Raw genomic sequence first — 17,520 nt, forward strand, 5'->3', positions numbered from 1 at the left:
CCTTTTCCTGCGGAAAAGGGGCTTCATCCCAGTCTATGTACTTTCACTCTTAGCGTCAGGAGCGCTGCAACCAACAACATGCCGCCGGCAAGCCGGATCACATTTTCCGGATTGCCGGCCAGCACGTTTTCGTAAATCAATGGCACGCTAAGAATCTGCAGCAGCATGGGTAGCACGATGAACACGTTGAACAAACCCATGTACACGCCGGCGCGTTGCGGAGGAATGCTGCTGGCAAGCATTGCGTAGGGGTTGCCCATCATGCTCGCCCACGCGAGGCCAATGCCGATCATCGGCGCAAACAGCATGGAACGCACATGGATGCCTGGTAGCAGCAGCATGCCGACACCACCACAAAGCAGGCACACGACATGGATGGGCTTGGCGCCGATGCGGCGTGCCAGCGGCATCATAGCGAAGGCTGACAGCATTGCTACGAAGTTGTAGAAGCCACCCATCTGTCCGCTGATCAGCGCCGATTGCGTGAAGGCGGGAGAACCCGATACGGTGGTTCCGTAAAGCGAGCGGGTGATGGAAAGCGTGATGTATTCCCAGTAGCAGAACATCGCGTACCACTGGAACAGCATCATCAGCGCAAGCTGGCGCATGGTGGCAGGCATGTCGCGAATCGCGTCGACGATTTCCGCCAAAGTTGCGCCTGGGCTGTGTGGCGCATGGCGCATGCGTTCCCGTTCCTGCTCCGACAGCGGCAGTTCCGGTGTAGTCCAGGCAGACCATGCGACGCTGGTGATCGAGCAGATGGCGCCGATGATGAAAGCGATCAGCACTACATCCGGAATGCCGTGGCTGTTGGTGGCACTGGCTTGCATGCCCAAGCCGACCAAGATCGATGGCGTGAGGTAAGCCAGCGTCTGCGACAAGCCGGTGAACGCGCTTTGCGCCAGGTAGCCCACCGCGTGCTGGGAAGCATCCAGACGATCACCGACGAACGCGCGATAGGGTTCCATCGTGATGTTGTTGGCGGCGTCCAGTATCCACAACAGGCTGGCCGCGATCCACAGTGCCGGGCTCAATGGCATGGCGAGCAGACACATGCTGCAGATCAACGCGCCGATCAGGAAGTACGGCGTGCGGCGGCCGAAGCGAGTAACGGTGCGATCGCTCATGGCACCGATCAAGGGCTGCACGATCAAGCCGGTAATCGGGCCTGCGAGCCAAAGGTACGGCAGACTGGCGTCATGCGCCCCCAGGTACTTGTAGATGGGGCTCATATTGCTTTGTTGCAGGCCAAAGCTGAACTGGATGCCGAAGAAACCGACGTTCATATTGAGGATCTGCCAGAACGTCAGGCGCGGTTTGCGTATGGCCGGCGCTTTGCCGTCCATGCCGTCGGTCTGCGTCGCCGAATGCATGCCCGTCACGTTTTCTTCCGCCATACCATCGCCCATGCCGGCAGCAGCTCGACGCCGGTGGAGGCATCGTCGGCGGTCTGCAGCAGCGTTGTCCAGCCGTCACCGGCATTCAACCGGTTCCAGTCGACGTGCTGTGGCCTTCCGCTGAAGTTAAACGCTGCGACCAACCGTTCGCCACGCCGGATCGCCAATACGGCGTCGTTATCGGATGCCAGCGTCTTGGCCGCCGCGCGCGCAGCAAATGCCGGGTCGCGGCGGGCAGCGATCAACGCCTTGATCACCGCATGGGCCTTGCCGGCAAGCGTGTCGGCATCGGATTGTTGCTTCAGGCGTGCCAGATCCAGGCGAGGACGCTGCAACCAGCGACCATCAAGCGCGATCAACGCGGCATCTTGTTCCGCTTCGTTGCCGGATTGGGCCAACTCGTCGCCCATATAGAGCAGGGGGACCGTGCCTGCCACAAACGCCAGCCCGTACATCAGGGCCAATCGGCGTAAAGCATCGTCGCCAGCGACGGAATCGAGACCGACGAGCGCCGACGTCATACCATTGGTGCCATGTACCGCATTGCTGCCGGCAGATTGAAAGGCAGTGCCGTGGCCGAAGCTGCCGGGACGGCGCCCTTCCAGAAAGGCGGCAGCGGCGCCGATGCGCTGGATGAAGTCAGTACCCGCTGTTTCGACATCGGAGCGCAGCACGCCCCAAACGATGTCGTCATGACAGCGCACGTACGTCATCCAGCCGGTGTGTGCGGGCAGGGCAGGTGTGCTGTCTAGAAGTTGCTGCAGCAGTTCGGTGCGCCCTTCGCTCAAAGCCACCCAGCTCGCCGCCATCAGGCCGCTGTGATAGGCCAGGTGGCATTCGCGGCCCAGCGCTTCGCCCACGCCCAGGTAGGGCAGCAGCTCGGTTGACGCAACGATCGCTTCGGCCTTGAGCAAGACGCCCGGTGCAACCAGGTCGATCATGGCGCGCAGCGCCCCCAGGATCTGGTGCACCTCCGGCTGATTCATGCAGGAAGTGCCTTCGCGTTTCCATAGGAACGGCGCCGAATCCAGCCGGAACACTTCTACCCCGCGATTGGCCAGTTGCAGCAGCGCGCTCGCGATGGAGGCAAAGACAGGCGGATGGGCGTAGTTCAGGTCCCACTGATAGGGATAGAACGTGGTCCACACCCAGCTTTGGAGTGCGTCGACATAGCTGAAGTTGCCTGGCGCAGTCTGCGGGAAAATCTGCGCCACCGTTTGTTCGTAGCGATCGGGCAGCCGGCGATCGGGGAACAAGTGGAAATAGGCACGATAGTGCTGGTCACCACGCATCGCGGCCACGGCCCATTCGTGCTGATCGGCGACGTGATTGAGCACCAGGTCTGCGCACAGGCTGATGCGCCCCTTGCGCAATCGTGCAGCCAGGCGCTCCAAGTCGTCCATGCTGCCCAGCGCGGGTTCCACTTCATCGAAGCTGGCTACCGCAAAGCCGCCGTCGCTGTCGCCGCTGCGTGCGCGCAGAAACGGCAGCAGGTGCAGGTAGCCTATACCTAAGCTTTCCAGGTAGCCCACACGTTCTGCAACGCCGTTGAGATCGCTGCCGAAACGATCGACATAGGCGCAATAACCGACCCGTTTGTCGTCGATGAACCAGTCGGGGTTTTGCTCGCGCCGGCGATCCAGTTCGCGCAACTCGTTGGACCGCGCACGTGCGAACGTGCCCAAGGTCGTGAACAGCGACAGCAACCATGGCTCGAATCCCGGCTGCCTGCCGTAAAGCCTGGAAAGCCGCTGCAGCAGCTGGGTGCCATGCCGGTCGAACCGGATCATGGCCTCGCTTTGCCTCGCCACATCGGCGCCGGCCAGAAAGCGGTCGCATGCTCGCGACAGCAGGGAGACATCCATGGAAGGGGCCGAAACGTCCGCTTGGTTCACAGGTGGTACTGCCAATTGATATAGATGGTGCGGCCCAGGATCGAACGCGCGGTATTGATGCCGCTGGTCGTTACGGTTGCCGGGCTGGCGTCGATCTCGGTCAGGCCGATGGCGTTGAACAGATTGTTCACGCTAAGCGATGCGGTCATGCGGTCGTTGATGTCGTAGCTGATGTAGGTGTTCACTTGCGTATAGCCCGGCATCACTAGTCCGTTCGGGTTGGAGGCATAGGATTTCGTGGTGCCGATGACGGTGGCGCCCACGTTGAATGCGCGCCAGCTGTAGCTTGGGCTGAACTGATACACCCAGTTTGCCTGGCGTTGCGGCACGTTGCCCACGTCGGCCGGCGTGATCGCATCGGAGACGATGCGCGAGTGCGTATAGGTCATGCCGCCGGCCAGCGAGAAGTGCCCGTAGTTGAACGAGCCCTCGAACTCTACGCCACGCGCGTGGTACTGCCGGCTGATGAATGGCTGAAGGGTCGAGGTGATGTCCTCGTTCTGCTCTTGCGTGTTGGCCATGAAGCCGGTGACGAACAAGCTGGTATGCGTCGTGTTCCATTTCACACCGCCTTCGTACTGTTTCACTACGTTGACGCCAACGCCTTGCGGCACGCTGCCGTCGGCGAGAATGCCGCCACCGAACAGCAGGCGGTCGGAATTGAAACGCGCGCCGCTGCTGGCCCGCAGGAACACGGCCAGGTTCGAATCGATGCTGTAGTTGGCGCCGAACGAATACTCCAGGTGCGACTTGCTGTAGTGGATCGGCGAGGTGGCGCCGGTGTACACCGGTACGCTTTGTTCGGGCACGCTGATCACGCCGTTGCGATCGACATCGACCGTGGCGGTCTGGGTGGCTCCGCTGTAGTAGCCGCTGCCGTTGATGCGGTCGAAGCGCAGCCCGCCGTCGAAGCGCCACGGACCGGTTTCCCAGGTCATGGACACGAACGGTGCATCCATCATGTACTTGGCGTTGTAATACCGGTTGCAGCAGTTGCCCCATAGCGGTTCGCCATAAGCCACCAAGCCGTTTTGGGTCTCAAGCTGGCCACTGGCACTGTAGACATCGAGCAGTGCGGAATCCTTGCCTTGCACCGTCTGCAGATAGGTATTCCAATGCCAGTCCTGCACCACGTTCTGCTGCGAGTGATAGTAGCCCAGCTGCAGCGTAGCCTTGCCGAAGCCCGTGTCGAAGGCACGCGACAGGCTGAGGTTGTTGGTGAAATTGTCCATATTGGGCAAGCTCACGTTGAACAGATGGGTTTCAGAGGCGAGCCCGTTGCCGGCCAGCGCAGCCGGATTGGCGATCTTCTGTCCGGCCTGCGGACCGGTGGCATAGGCTAGGGTAGCGCCGGTGCCTCCGATGCTTTGGGCGAGGCTGGATGCTGTCCCGACCGAAGCCGGATAGGGGCCGACGAAGCTGCCGTAATTCTCCGCGGCACGGAACTGCTCATGCAGGGTCCAATCGTCGCCGAGGGAGAATTTGCCTTCGCCGCCGATGGCATTGACGCGCGTGTGATAGCCGTCGCGAATATTGGTGTGAATCGTCTGGCCTTGCGCGTTCAGCGCGGTGTCGCTGGTGAAATAGGGCGATTGCAGTACACCGTTCTGAATGTTGAAGCCCGGAATGGAACTGACGTGCGGGTCGCTGTTGCTGCCGGCGATCATGACCGGCACCGGCAAATAGACCGGATCGTAGGTATCGGTGAATTGCAGGTTCAGGCGCAGGAAGCCGCCATCGATATCGTGCGTAAGGTTGCCCATCAGCTGGCCGCCGGACGAAGAGGTGTAATCGGTGTTCTTCTGGCCGTTGCCGCGCTGGATGAAACCCCCGAAGTGATAGCGGGTGGAAGCCGTTAGCGGGCCACCGTAGTCGAAATCCAGGCGCTGCGCATCGTACTGCCCCAACCCTACGGTGAGACCGATATTGCCGCCTTGCGAGCTGCCGTCCTTGGTGATGAAGTTGATGATGGCGCCCGGTGCATTGCTGGCGAAAACGGACGAGGAACCACCGCGTACCGCTTCCACATGGTCGATGTTGTAGTCGGTGCGCAGAAAGGTGTCGGGCGTGGCGAAGGCGGTATCGCCGAATTCCAGCACCGGCATGCCGTCCACCTGGAATTGCACGAACTTGCTGCCGCCGGAGGCGACCGGCAAGCCGCGCACGGATACGTTCGCATTGCCGGCGCCGCCGGACGATTCGGAGCGGATGCCGGGGATGGTGCGCAGCAGGTCTGCCGCATTCTGCACGCCGCTGGTCTGGATCTGTCCGCCGTCGACCGTGCTGACCGAAATGCTGGAGTTCATTTCGGTGGCCGGCAGCGGCGAGGCGGTCACGACCGTCTGCTGCAGGTTCACTACGTTCTTTTTCTTGCCATTGTCCTGGTTGGATGCATCGCTGCTGGTTGCCTGCGCGTTCGCTGCTGTCGAGGCGGCGGCTTGCGGCGAGCCAGGATCGGTGGTGCCGGCCATGGCTTGGAACGATGCCGCGCAAATGAGTGCTACGGCTGCCGTTAGCGTGTTCCTGCGGAAGGTGGACAACGGATGCATGTGCTTTCTCCCCAAAATTTTTGCGCAGGGCGGCTCGCGCGGCCTTGGAATGACGGCTTGGCCACGTTCGGCATCCCCGACCCATTGGCACGGAACGTCCCCGCGCCGTGCTGCCGGTGACGGCAGTGTGGCCATTTTTCGCCTTTTGCAATCGATTGCAATTTGCGATGCAACATAAAATTGCAAGAGAAACTAGCTAAAAGTAGGATATTGGTGGCAGTCAAGCTGCGATCGATTGCAATGAGCTTTAAGGTTGGCGCCCCAAGCTACGGCTCAGGCGCGCTGGCTGCTCTCGCGAACGATCAACTGGGTCGGCAGTTCGGGCGCATGCGCGGCCGGCGTCTGCCCAAGCAGGTCAAGCAGGGTATCGACCATAGCTTCCGCGCCCAGCTGGACCGGCTGGCGAACGGTAGTGAGCGAGGGATGGAAGTGTGCGGCGAAATCCACGTCGTCGTAGCCGACCACCAGCACGTCCTTGGGTACATCGAGCCCACGTTCGCGCAAGGCGCCGATTGCCGCCATGGCGAGCAGGTCGCTGGCCGCGAACAGGCCGTCCGGCACGACGCCATGGTCGATCCATTCCAGCGTGGCGCGTCGCGCATCGGGCGCGAGAAAGGGAATGTCCTTGCGCAAGGCGGGATCGTGCTTGACGCCGTGCTTGCGTAGCGCGGCGGTGAATCCGCGATAGCGCTGTTCTACTTCAGGCAGATCGCGGTCGCCGAGAAAAGCGATGCTGCGGCAGCCTTGGCCGAGCAGATGTTCGCCGGCCAGGCGCCCGCCGACCGTGTTTTGTCCGCCCACGCAGTGGTAGCGCTGTTGCGGCAACTGCGCGCCCCACACCACCAGCGGCAAATGGCGGTCCGCTATCGTGTTGAGCTGATCATGGTGATGCCATTGGCCGATCAGGATGATACCCGCCGTGCGCCCGGCATCGACGAGGCTACCGATGCTGGGCAACTGCCCGGCTTCCATGCGCACCAGCAGCATTTCGTAATCGCGTTCGGTCAGCACGTCTGCCAGGGCGCCGATCATGCCGTGCAGGAACGGGTCGGTAAAATTCTGCCGGCGATCCTTCTCATACGGAACCACCACCGCAATGGTTCGGTTGGTGCCGGAACGCAAGCTCATCGCGAGCTGGTTGACGGTGTAATGGAACTGGCTGGCGATCTGCTCGATGCGCTGCCGCGTCTCATCGTTCACCAGCTTGCTGCCCTTGAGGGCGCGCGACACGGTGGAGGTGGATACGCCGGCCAGGCGGGCGATGTCGGCCATCTGCATACGGCCGGGGTGTTCTGCGGCACTCGCCTTGCGGTTACGGGTAGGTTTGGCGGGCACGCTGTGGCCTTTGTCGAGCTCTTCGTTGTCGCGTATCAGCGTACAACACGTGCGGCGATGTTGGGCGCGACAGGCAAAAGCTTGCTTCCGGGCCGGGAGGTGGATCAAGCCGCAGGGGTCTTGTCCTTGTATCGGCACAAGTCCCGGATCACGCATTGCGGACAACCGGGCTTGCGCGCCTTGCATACATAGCGCCCGTGCAGGATCAGCCAGTGGTGGGCATCCTGTTTGAATTCCTTCGGCACTACTTTTTCCAGCTTGTCTTCCACCGCGCGTACATCCTTGCCCGGCGCCAGTCCGGTGCGATTGGCGACGCGGAAGATATGCGTGTCGACGGCGATGGTGTGATGACCGAATGCGGTGTTGAGTACCACGTTGGCGGTCTTACGCCCTACGCCCGGCAGCGCTTCGAGCGCTTCGCGATGGTCGGGCACCTTGCTTTCGTATTGCTCCACCAGGATCTGGCACAGCGCGATGACGTTCTTGGCCTTGGCGTTGTACAGGCCAATGGTGTTGATATAGCGCTTTAGCTCTTCCTCGCCCAGGTCGAGGATGGCTTGCGGCGTGTTGGCCACCGGAAAAAGCTTGCGCGTGGCCTTGTTGACGCCTACGTCGGTGGCTTGCGCGGACAGCACTACCGCAACCAGCAATTCGAACGGCGTGGTGTAGGCCAGCTCGGTGGTGGGATGCGGATTGAGTTCGCGCAGGCGGGTGAACAGTTCGACCGCATCCGTTTTCTTCACTGCTTGGGCTCCTGTTTTTTCGCCTTGGCACGGGCGAGCGCGTCGAGCACATTCTGGCTGGCACGGTGCACCTCGGCCTTGCGTGCAGCAAGTTCCGCTTCACGCTGCGCGAGCTGCGCCGACAAGCGTGCTTCGTGGCGTTGAAAGTGCGTGCGTGCCGCATCGGCATGGGCGGGATCATTCGCTTGTGCGAGCGGCATAGGCTCAAGCACGATGCAATCGACCGGACAGGCTGGCACGCAGCGTTCGCAGCCGGTGCAATCGTCAGCGAGCACCGTATGCATCAGCTTGTTGGCGCCGACGATGGCATCGACAGGACAGGCCTGGATGCATTTGGTGCAGCCGATGCAATCGGCCTCGACGATGCGCGCCAGCGTGCGGGGTTTTTCGACACCATTTTCCGGGTTCAGCGGCAGCGGTGCACGGCCGAGCAGGGCAGCGAGCTTGGCGATGCCTTCGCTGCCGCCGGGTGGACATTGGTTGATCTCAGCTTCGCCTTTGGCCACTGCCTCCGCATACGGGCGGCAGCCGTGGTAGCCGCATTGTTCGCATTGCGTTTGCGGCAGCAGGGCATCGATGCGGTCGGCGAGGGTAGTCATATTCCAGGCAATGTGTTGTCTTGCCGTATCCTCATTCCGGCCTGCGCCGGAATGAGGATGGGGTGCTCGGGCTTGCTCAGCGCACTGTCGCTCCCGGCTTCGCCCCCTGATCCGCATCCAGCAGAAACAGGTCGCTGCCGCCATCGCCGGCCGAAAGAATCATCCCTTCGGACAGGCCGAAGCGCATCTTGCGCGGCGCCAGGTTGGCGATGAATACCACATTGCGGCCCACCAGCTTTTCCGGCTCGCCGTAGGCGGCACGAATGCCGGAGAAGATCTGGCGCTTGCCGAGTGGGCCGGCATCCAGTTCGAAACGTAGCAGCTTGTCCGAGCCGTCCACGAATTCGCATGCCAGCACCTTGCCGACGCGCAGGTCGAGCTTGGCGAAATCGTCGATGCTGATGACGTTGGATTCTTGGGTAGTGGCGGTGGCTTCGGTCATGGGCTGGCGGTCTTTCTTGGCAGGTGGCTTGGTTGCGGCGGGTTCCGGCGCGGAACCCAGCGATTCCTTCGAGGCTTCGATCATCGCTTCGATCAGCTTGACATCGATGCGCGACAGCAACGGCTCGAAGGCTTGGATAGTGTGGTTGTGCAAGGTGGCGCAGGCTGCATCGAATTGCACGATGGGTGCGTCGAGGAATTTCTCCGCTGCAGCCACCGTAACCGGCAGCACCGGCTTGAGCAGGCCGCCAAGCAGGCGGAAGGCGGCCAGCGCAAACGAGCAGACCTGGTGCAGCTCATTGCGCTGCGCTTCGTCCTTCGCCATCACCCATGGCGCCTTGATGGCGATGTGGCCATTGACCAGGTCGGCCATCAGCACGAACTTGCGCATCACCTCGGCGAATTCGCCGCTTTCATACAGCTTGGGCACTTCTTCGTAATGCGAAAGCAGCGCGCGCCACAGCTCGTTCTGTTCGTCCGAGAAGCCGGCGGCCAGGCGTCCGTCGAAGAATTTGTGCACGAAACCCGCGGTGCGGCTGGCGATGTTCACCCATTTGCCGATCAGGTGCGAATTGACGCGCTCCTCGAACGCCTTCAGGTCCAGGTCCACGTCCACCGGCGCATCGTTGAGCATGGTGGCGAAGTAGTAGCGCAGGAATTCCGGATTCAGGCCGACATCCAGATACGTGCGCGCCTGGATGAAGGTACCGCGCGACTTGGACATCTTTGCGCCGTTTACCGTGAGGTAGCCGTTGACGTGCAGCGCGGTGGGCGTGCGGAACTGCGCACCATGCAGCATTGCCGGCCAGAACAAGCCATGGAAATTGATGATGTCCTTGCCGATGAAGTGGTGCATTTCCGCGCCGCTGTCCGGCGCCAGGAAATCCTCGAACTTCAGGCCGGTGCGGTCGCACAGGTGCTTGAAGCTGGCCAGGTAGCCGACCGGCGCGTCCAGCCATACATAGAAGAACTTGCCCGGCGCGTCGGGAATCGGAAAGCCGAAGTAGGGCGCATCGCGTGAGATGTCCCAGTCTTTCAGGCCGCCGTCCAGCCACTCCTTCAGTTTGGCCACCACGCCGGGATTGGCCACCGGCTTGCCCTGCGTGAGCTTGCCTGCGAACCAGTCACGCAGCAGCGCCTCGAACTTGCCCAGCTCGAAGAAGTAATGCTCCGAATCGCGCAGCACCGGCGTGGCGCCGGAAACCACCGAATAGGGATTGATCAGATCGGTGGGAGCGTAGGTGGCACCGCAGTTTTCGCAATTGTCGCCGTACTGGTCCGGCGTGCCGCACTTGGGGCAAGTGCCCTTGATGTAGCGGTCCGGCAGGAACATCTGCTTGTCCGGATCGAACAGCTGCTGGATGTCACGCTTGGCGATGTAGCCGCCATCGCGCAGGCGCGTGTAGATCTGCGAGGCCAGCTCGCGGTTCTCTTGCGAGTGGGTGGTGTAGTAGTTGTCGTAGCTGAAATGGAAGCCGGCGAAGTCGGCTTCATGGCTGGCGCGGATGCCCTCGATGAAGGCTTCCGGAGAGACGCCGGCCTTTTCCGCGGCGAGCATGATCGGCGTGCCGTGCGCATCGTCCGCCGCTACGAAATGCACCTCGCTACCCATCATGCGCTGCGCGCGGACCCAAATGTCGGTCTGGATGTAGCCCAGCATGTGGCCCAGGTGCAGCGGGCCGTTGGCATAGGGCAAGGCGTGGGTGACAAGTAGGCGACGGCTCATGGATGGCAGCGGCTCCAAGTGGGCCGTGCATTATGGCATGCGGCGTCGACGACGCTTTGCGGCGAGCGGTGTCAGGAAGCGATTTCCGCACGATTGCATGATTATGCACGTTTGTGTACATTTATTCGCATTGCGAGCAAGACGATCGAGCAGTGAAGACCACTCACGAAGCGGCAGCCGCAGGCAGCCAAACGGCTTCGCACCCTGCCGCCCGCCGGGCGACGCGGCTGATTTTTCTGGTTTCCGGCATGGCCATGTCGGCCTGGGCGCCGATGGTGCCCTACGTCAAGCTTCGTCTCGGGCTGGACGATGCGCAGCTGGGCAGTGCCCTGCTGGCCTTCGGCGGCGGCTCGATGCTGTCGATGCCGTTCGTGGGCTTGCTGGCGCATCGGCTGGGCAATCGCACGATGATCATGGCGGCCGGGCTGCTGACGTGCCTGGCTCTGCCGATGCTTGCGCGGGTATCCAGCGTGGTGATGCTGGTGGTCACCTTGCTGTATTTCGGCGCGATGCTGGGGGCGCTGAACGTGGCCATGAACGCGTATGCCGTCGAAGTGGAGCGCCGCAGCGGCGATCGCCTGATGTCCGGTTTCCATGGCCTGTTCAGCGTTGGTGGCCTGTCGGGCGCGGCATTGTTGAGCGCTTTGCTGGCGCTTGGACTGACTTTGCCCTTTGCCGCGGTGGCCATCGCCGTCGCACTGGCGTTGACCGTGCTGTGGTTGCGTGATGACCTGCGTGGCGACGCCAACTCGGCCAGCGTTGATATCGGGCGGAAAAGCCGGCTGGGCCTGCCGCATGCACGCGCCTGCTTGCTTGGCCTGTTGTGTTTTGTCAGCTTCATGGCCGAAGGTGCGATGCTGGACTGGAGCGCGGTATTCCTGCGCGACGTACGCGGCGTCGCACCGGCGTCGGCTGGGTTCGGCTACGCATGCTTCTCCGTGGCGATGGCAGCAGGGCGTTTTTCCGGCGACCGGCTGATTGCGCGCCATGGCCCGGCGTGGGCGATGCGCGTGGGCGCGGGCCTTGCCGCGGCGGGTTTTCTGCTGGTGGCCTGTGTGCCGGTACCGGCTGTTGCCTTGCTCGGCTTCGTGTTGATCGGCCTGGGCGCGTCGAACATTGTGCCGGTGATGTTCAGCGCGGCCGGGCGCCTGGCCGGCACGCCGCCGGCGGTGGCGATCGCCACCGCCACTACGCTGGGCTATGTAGGGCTGCTGAGCGGACCGGCACTGATCGGCTTTGTGGCGCATGCCAGCAGCCTGTCGGCCGCCTTCGTTGGAATGGCCGGGTTGCTGGTGCTGGTGGCTTTGTCGGCGAGGATAGCGCGGTGATGAGCAGACGTATCGATACAGTGGTCTTTGATCTTGGCAATGTGCTGATCGGCTGGGATCCGCGGCGCCTGTACCGTCAATTGATCGAGGACGAAGCGCAGATGGAATGGTTTCTGCGCGAGGTGTGCAGCGGCGAATGGAACGAGCAGCAGGACAAGGGCCGTCCCTGGGTCGAAGGCACGGCGCTATTGCGCGCGCAGTTTCCCGAGTACGCCGAACTGATCGACGCCTATCACCTGCGCTGGAAAGAAACCCTGCTCGGCCCGATCGAGGGCAGCGTCGCGCTGCTGGCGGAACTGAAAGCGCGCGGCGTGCGCCTGCTGGCGCTCACCAACTGGTCGCAGGAAACGTTTCCGATTGCGCGGCAGCTTTATCCCTTTCTGCAGTGGTTCGAAGGCATTGTGGTGTCCGGCGAGGAACGCCTGCTGAAGCCGGACCGGCGCATCTATCAACGCCTGCTGCAACGTTATGCAGTCGACCCTGCCACTGCGCTGTACATCGACGACTCCCAGGGCAATGTGGCGGCAGCCGAAGCCTTGGGGCTGCACGGCTGGTGGTTCCGCGAGCCGGCCGGGTTGCGCGTGCACCTCGTAGAACTGGGCCTGCTTGAACGCGAGACGCAGGTGGCCGGCCATGGCTAAACCTCCCGTTTCGGTCATCGATCGCAATGCGCTGCCCGAGGAGCGTCAACAGCGCATCCTGGCGCGGCTGCGCAGTGAAGGACGCGTAGTGGCGGCCGAGCTGGCGGAGGCCTTCGAGGTCTCCGAGGATTCGATCCGGCGCGATTTACGCGAACTGGCGGCACAAGGCTTGTGCAAACGTGTTTACGGCGGGGCATTGTTGCCCACGGTCACGTTGACACCGCTCAAGCAGCGGCGCACTGAACATCCGTTGCGCAAGCAGGCGCTTGCACGCAAAGCCGTGAGCCTGTCGAAACCGGGGCAGACGCTGCTGATCGATGCCGGCACCACCAATGCCGCCATCGCGGCAGCGTTGCCGGTAGATGCGCGGCTCACCGTGATCACCAATGCGCCGCATATCGCGCAGCTGCTGCTCGACCGGGAAGGTTTCGAAGTGCTGTTGGTCGGTGGCCGTATCGACCCGTCCATCGGCGGCGCGATCGGTGCGCAAGCGGTGGAGCAGGTGAGAAGGATGCGCGCGGATTTGTGCTTTCCCGGCGCCTGCGCCATCGACGCCGCGCACGGCCTGTGGGGTTTCGACAGCGAGGAGTCGCTGTTCAAGCGGGCGATGATCGAAGCCAGCGACGAAACGGTGGTGGTGGCCAGCGATGACAAGCTTGGCGCCGTGGCCGCCCATCAGGTGGCGGAACTCGCGCGTGTGCAACACCTGGTGGTGGAGCACTCGGCGGACCGTGCCGTACGTGCGGCTTTCGCGGCGCACGGTGTGATGGTGCATCGAGCCGAGGCGGTATCAGGGGCGTAGGCTGGGATGACAATCCCAGCATTGTCCTGTTCGAGGCCCAAGCGATTCTGGGATTGTCATCCCAGCCTACGGGTTATTCGCCAACGCCACACGACTAGGGCGATCACGCTTATGGGCAGCCATACCCAAAGCAGCTCCGAGGCGATCACCGTCCAGGCTCTCGCGCTGAAAAAATGCACGCCGATGGGCGAAACGTGGATCGGATGCCAAGGGAAGAAATAGCGCTGGGTGCTGAACGGCCAGGCGATGGCAACGCCAAGGCCGCCGTCGGTGAGCATGTCCAGCAGGGGATGCGACACGGCGGACAGGCCGACAAATGCAAACGTGCGTGTGGCCGTACTGCGCAGCGGGCGATGCAGCAGTGCGGCAAGCATGGCAATGCATACAGCAAACAGCAGTGAATGCATGGCGCCGCGGTGCCCGAACGCATCGGCATAGGGAATACCGAGCTTGAAACTCAGCGTGTCGGCGTCCGGCAACATGGCTGCGATCACGCCGGTACAAAGCAATCTCCTGCTTATGCGTTGTTTGCCTGCGGCGGCACCAAGCAGGGCAGGGACGGCGGCGTGGGTGAAGATGGTGGGCATGGCGGTTCCAATCCCTGGGACGCTTAGCATGCCCTGGCCGGCATGTCCGCGCATAGTGCGCGCAATCCAGCATCCTCCCCTACTACACGTAGGGGAGGATGCAACCGTTACGGATTGGTCACGGTCAAGGTAACCGGTCCTGCCAGCACGGTATAACCATTGTTGTACAGGTACCACACGTTGTAAGTACCTGGAGCAAGGCTGGAGGTGTCGAACGTCACCGTGCCGTTGGCGCTCGGCGTGTACTGCCAGCTGGTGGAGGCACTGTTGCCGGGGCTGCTGCCCGGCTTGTAGATGCCGATCCAGTTCTGGCTATTGAGCTGGCTCACCGGCGTGGCGTAGTCGAAGTGCACATAGGTGCCCTGGCTGACGCTCGGCATGGTGTTGCTGAGGCTTGGCGTACTGATGGCTTGTGTCGCGACGAAAGCATCGTTGATCGGCTGCGCGTACTGGTCGTTGTGCGTGAGCGGTGCGATGCCCAGCGCGCTTTCGATGGTGCTGCCAATGCTGTAGTGGTTGTAGCTGGCGTTGCTGACGTAGCCCGCTTGCACCGTACCCGGCGAGCCCAGTACGAAGGTTGCCACATGATTGCTGCCGGAAGCTTCGGATTCGTCCCAGGTAAGGATCAGCAATGAGCGCTGCTGCGTCCATACGGGCGAATTGAAGATCGGCTGCAAGGTCTGCTGCAGCCAGCCGTTCTGCACCTGCAGGCTCTGCGCCGAACCGTTGCCGGAAGCTTCGCCGTCGTAATAGTCGTCCGCGGCGATCCAGGCAAAGTTCGGCGTGGTGGCGGCCGATTGCAGGTCGGTGCTCAGCTGCGTGGTATCGAACAGATGCGCGGCGCAACGCGTGGTGTTGGAGGAAATGTTGGTGAAATTGATGAACGGCGCGTCATCCGGCTCGTAGTAGCTGTCGTTGTTGTTGCTGGTGTTGCATGGCGTGCCCATGCCTTGCTCGTAGGCTTTCCAGGATTGACCGGCCGCTTCGAGTTCGTCGCCGATGTGCTGGGCGGTCACCTTGATGTTGGGGAAATAGATCGCGCCCTTCACGAAGGTATCGCCGCCGGCGATCGACAGATAGTTTTCGTCGCTGGGGTGGTAGACGCCGCTGTAGTTGTCCAGCAGGGTGCCTTGGTTGGCGAGACTGTTAATGAAGGGAGCATCGGTGGTGTCGCCGATCACCTGGTCGTAATTGGTGTTTTCCATCATCACCACGAAGACGTGATCGAACGCCGGTACCTGTGAGACGGGTGCCTGCAGGCTAGGCGCGGCGAGGGGTGTGGACAGCGTCAGCGACAGATTGTCGGCATAGCCGATGTTGTAGGACGCCGAGGTATTGTTGAACTGCAGCAGCACCGAGATCGTGCGCGTGCCTGCCGGCACGTTGCCGGTAGCCGATTTGGCGATAAAGCCGCTCTTGCTATTGCGCGCCGAGGCATTCACGCCTGCCAACTGCGCCGGCGTGCCCAGCGGATTGCCATTGGCGTCGAGAAAGGTGGCCGTCACGATGGCTTGCCCGTTGTAAACGGTATAGCCACCCAGCCAACCCGAAAGCGTGTAGCTGATGTTGCCGCCGTCGATGGCGCCGGCAGCGCTGGAAACGTCCACGTTCTGGCGCAGCGCGGAGTCGCCGTACGGGCCGTCGGCAATGAACGCATTGCCGCGTGATGCACCGCCCGGCGTGCTGAAACTGCCGATCGAATAGCAAACCGTCGACGGGTTGCCTTGCGTCACCGTCCAGCCCGGCACGGTATTCACGGCGGACCAGTCGGTGGTGCAGGTGCCGGCTTCGCCATCGCCGTTCACCAGCAGGTTGCCGCTGTTGGTGGCGAACGCCGGTGTGGCGAACAGGCCGCTCAGACAGGCCGTCGCGAGCACCTTTCTTACGCATGACTTACGCAGGTTACGCATACGCAAACTCCCCTTGCTGTGATGAGAAGGGCCAGACTGTGCAGCAATGTGGTTGCGCGCACGCGACGGAGAGAGGACAACCCGGGGCACTTGGCGCCGACCCGGACGAGTGGGAGGGAAGCCGCTTTTCATCACCGCTGGCGCTCTGACGCTGCGAGACTCCCCGGCCGCAACCAGCACGCCGTTCCAGAGATGGTGAGCAAGGCCATCAAGCCAGCCAATTCCAGTTGCAACCACGGCATGCCATGCAGGGGAAACAGGAGCAACGCCGTGGTCACCAGCAGCACGGCGCAAGCCAACCATTGGCGCAGCAAGTTGATCTGGCTGAGCAGGTCCAAGCGCCACAGCAGCAGCCAGCCGGTGAGTAGCACGCCAAGCAGGGCCGAGAGTGCAATACCGGGTAGGCCCAGCCAGTGCGGCAGCAACAGCAATGCGAGCGCGTTCAGTGCGCTGCCACTGAGTTCGCAGTGCATCGGAGTGCGCGTGTCGCCTTGCGCATAGCCATAGCGAGCCAGCATGGCGTTCCAACTGCCGAATACGGTGACGCCTGCAAACCACGCCAATAGACCGGGTAGCGGCCCGACGGCGAGATTGTGCGGCAGTAACCAGGCGACCAAGGTGGGTGCTGCACCAATCAAGGTCACCGCGGCCGGCAAGGTCAGCAACGTGGAAACGGCCAGGCCTCGGCGCAATAGCCCCAGTCGGCGCTGGTTCTGGTCGTGGCGTCCCAGCAGGCTCAACAAGACCTGGTTCAACCCCATCAAGGCGACCAACGGCAGGTTGACCAGTTTGCGTGCCAGGTTGACGACGGTGATCACACCGGCGCCCAACAACGATGCGGCGATGCGTTCGACCAGCATCAAACCCTGGCTGGCGCCGCTGCTGGCCAATAGCGGCAGCAGACGACGATAGAGTTCGACGCTATCGGCGCGTTCGATACGCAACTGCCACGGGCGCCAACCATCGCGGCCCAGTCCTGGCAACAACGCCAGCGCCATCAGCAGGCTGCCTGCGACGAAGGCCAGGCACAAGGGCTTTTCCTGGACGTGCCTGCCGCCCATCAGCAGCACCAGCACCGGCAGCACGTTGTAGAGCAACGAGCCCATCCCGGCGACGACAAAGCGCGCCGTGGCCTGATGCGGCACTGACCACAGCGCTTGCAGCACGATGCCCGGCAAGCACCAGGCCAGCACACGCAAGCTTTCCGCGGCTTGTGCACGAGCTGCCGGGGGCAGGCCGGGACCGATCATGCTGCTCAACGGTGTGGCGAGCAGGCAGATCAGGCTGGCCAACAGCAAACCCAGCAACAACAAATGCGTGTTCTGGCCGCGCAGCCACGCGACGCGCTTTGCTGCAGCGTGCTGTTGGTAAATTGGCAACGCCGCGGCTCCGACCAGGCCGCCGGCCAGCGCCATGCGCACCGCTTCAGGCAGGAACATGGCGATCAGGAAGGCATCCGTGCGCGCGCCGCTGCCCCAGTCGGCAACCAGCAGCCATTCGCGTGCGAAGCCCGCCAGCAAGCCGGCAAGCGTAGCGAGGGTAAGTTTGAAGGTCGCGGCAAACATGC

The 17,520-nt window shown here is 62.5% G+C and carries 13 protein-coding genes; 3 read left to right on the plus strand and 10 right to left on the minus strand.

Annotated elements, in window-relative coordinates:
- Positions 1-23: 23 nt before the first annotated feature.
- The 7 genes from QQJ96_RS15230 to metG all read right to left on the minus strand — a co-directional run bounded on the left by QQJ96_RS15230 (position 24) and on the right by metG (position 10,685).
- Positions 24-1,346 carry an MFS transporter gene (locus QQJ96_RS15230; RefSeq protein ID WP_284332907.1) on the minus strand — a complete coding sequence of 441 codons (1,323 nt, stop codon included), beginning with the start codon at positions 1,344-1,346 and terminating at the stop codon, positions 24-26.
- A 32-nt stretch (positions 1,347-1,378) separates the two neighbouring features.
- The gene (locus QQJ96_RS15235; RefSeq protein ID WP_284332862.1) at positions 1,379-3,262 is read right to left on the minus strand and encodes an alpha-amylase family glycosyl hydrolase; all 1,884 of its coding nucleotides are present in this window, start codon (positions 3,260-3,262) and stop codon (positions 1,379-1,381) included.
- Positions 3,263-3,288: 26 nt separating this feature from the next.
- A complete protein-coding gene (locus tag QQJ96_RS15240; protein WP_284332863.1) occupies positions 3,289-5,841 on the minus strand; it encodes a TonB-dependent siderophore receptor in 2,553 nt (850 codons plus the stop codon).
- A gap of 273 nt (positions 5,842-6,114) precedes the next feature.
- Entirely contained in the window at positions 6,115-7,176 is a 1,062-nt protein-coding gene (locus QQJ96_RS15245) for a LacI family DNA-binding transcriptional regulator (RefSeq protein WP_284332864.1), read from the minus strand.
- A gap of 104 nt (positions 7,177-7,280) precedes the next feature.
- Positions 7,281-7,919 (minus strand): endonuclease III, encoded by a 639-nt coding sequence (gene nth / locus QQJ96_RS15250; protein WP_284332865.1) that lies wholly within the window; start codon positions 7,917-7,919, stop codon positions 7,281-7,283.
- Positions 7,916-8,518 carry an RnfABCDGE type electron transport complex subunit B gene (locus QQJ96_RS15255; RefSeq protein ID WP_284332866.1) on the minus strand — a complete coding sequence of 201 codons (603 nt, stop codon included), beginning with the start codon at positions 8,516-8,518 and terminating at the stop codon, positions 7,916-7,918. Before QQJ96_RS15255 ends, nth begins: the two co-directional genes overlap by 4 nt.
- A 76-nt stretch (positions 8,519-8,594) precedes the next feature.
- The gene (metG, locus tag QQJ96_RS15260) at positions 8,595-10,685 is read right to left on the minus strand and encodes a methionine--tRNA ligase (protein ID WP_284332867.1); all 2,091 of its coding nucleotides are present in this window, start codon (positions 10,683-10,685) and stop codon (positions 8,595-8,597) included.
- Between the two features lie 152 nt (positions 10,686-10,837).
- On the opposite strand from metG, the gene QQJ96_RS15265 reads away from it, so the two are divergent.
- The 3 genes from QQJ96_RS15265 to QQJ96_RS15275 are packed head-to-tail and all read left to right on the plus strand — an operon-like array spanning position 10,838 to position 13,456.
- Entirely contained in the window at positions 10,838-12,013 is a 1,176-nt protein-coding gene (locus QQJ96_RS15265) for an MFS transporter (protein ID WP_284332868.1), read from the plus strand.
- Positions 12,013-12,654 (plus strand): HAD family hydrolase, encoded by a 642-nt coding sequence (locus QQJ96_RS15270; RefSeq protein WP_284332869.1) that lies wholly within the window; start codon positions 12,013-12,015, stop codon positions 12,652-12,654. The genes QQJ96_RS15265 and QQJ96_RS15270 overlap by 1 nt, the downstream gene beginning before the upstream one ends.
- The gene (locus QQJ96_RS15275; RefSeq protein ID WP_284332870.1) at positions 12,647-13,456 is read left to right on the plus strand and encodes a DeoR/GlpR family DNA-binding transcription regulator; all 810 of its coding nucleotides are present in this window, start codon (positions 12,647-12,649) and stop codon (positions 13,454-13,456) included. Before QQJ96_RS15270 ends, QQJ96_RS15275 begins: the two co-directional genes overlap by 8 nt.
- Positions 13,457-13,512: 56 nt before the next feature.
- Here QQJ96_RS15275 and QQJ96_RS15280 read toward each other — a convergent pair whose 3' ends face one another.
- From QQJ96_RS15280 to QQJ96_RS15290, 3 genes are all read right to left on the minus strand, one after another.
- The gene (locus QQJ96_RS15280; RefSeq protein ID WP_284332871.1) at positions 13,513-14,043 is read right to left on the minus strand and encodes a metal-dependent hydrolase; all 531 of its coding nucleotides are present in this window, start codon (positions 14,041-14,043) and stop codon (positions 13,513-13,515) included.
- Between the two features lie 107 nt (positions 14,044-14,150).
- Positions 14,151-15,953: an alkaline phosphatase family protein gene (locus QQJ96_RS15285; RefSeq protein WP_284332872.1), complete on the minus strand. Its 1,803-nt coding sequence runs from the start codon at positions 15,951-15,953 to the stop codon at positions 14,151-14,153.
- A gap of 131 nt (positions 15,954-16,084) precedes the next feature.
- Positions 16,085-17,518 (minus strand): lipid II flippase MurJ, encoded by a 1,434-nt coding sequence (locus QQJ96_RS15290; RefSeq protein WP_284332873.1) that lies wholly within the window; start codon positions 17,516-17,518, stop codon positions 16,085-16,087.
- Positions 17,519-17,520: the final 2 nt, after the last annotated feature.

It is taken from the genome of Dyella flagellata (assembly GCF_030160275.1).
Lineage (GTDB): Bacteria > Pseudomonadota > Gammaproteobacteria > Xanthomonadales > Rhodanobacteraceae > Dyella_B > Dyella_B flagellata.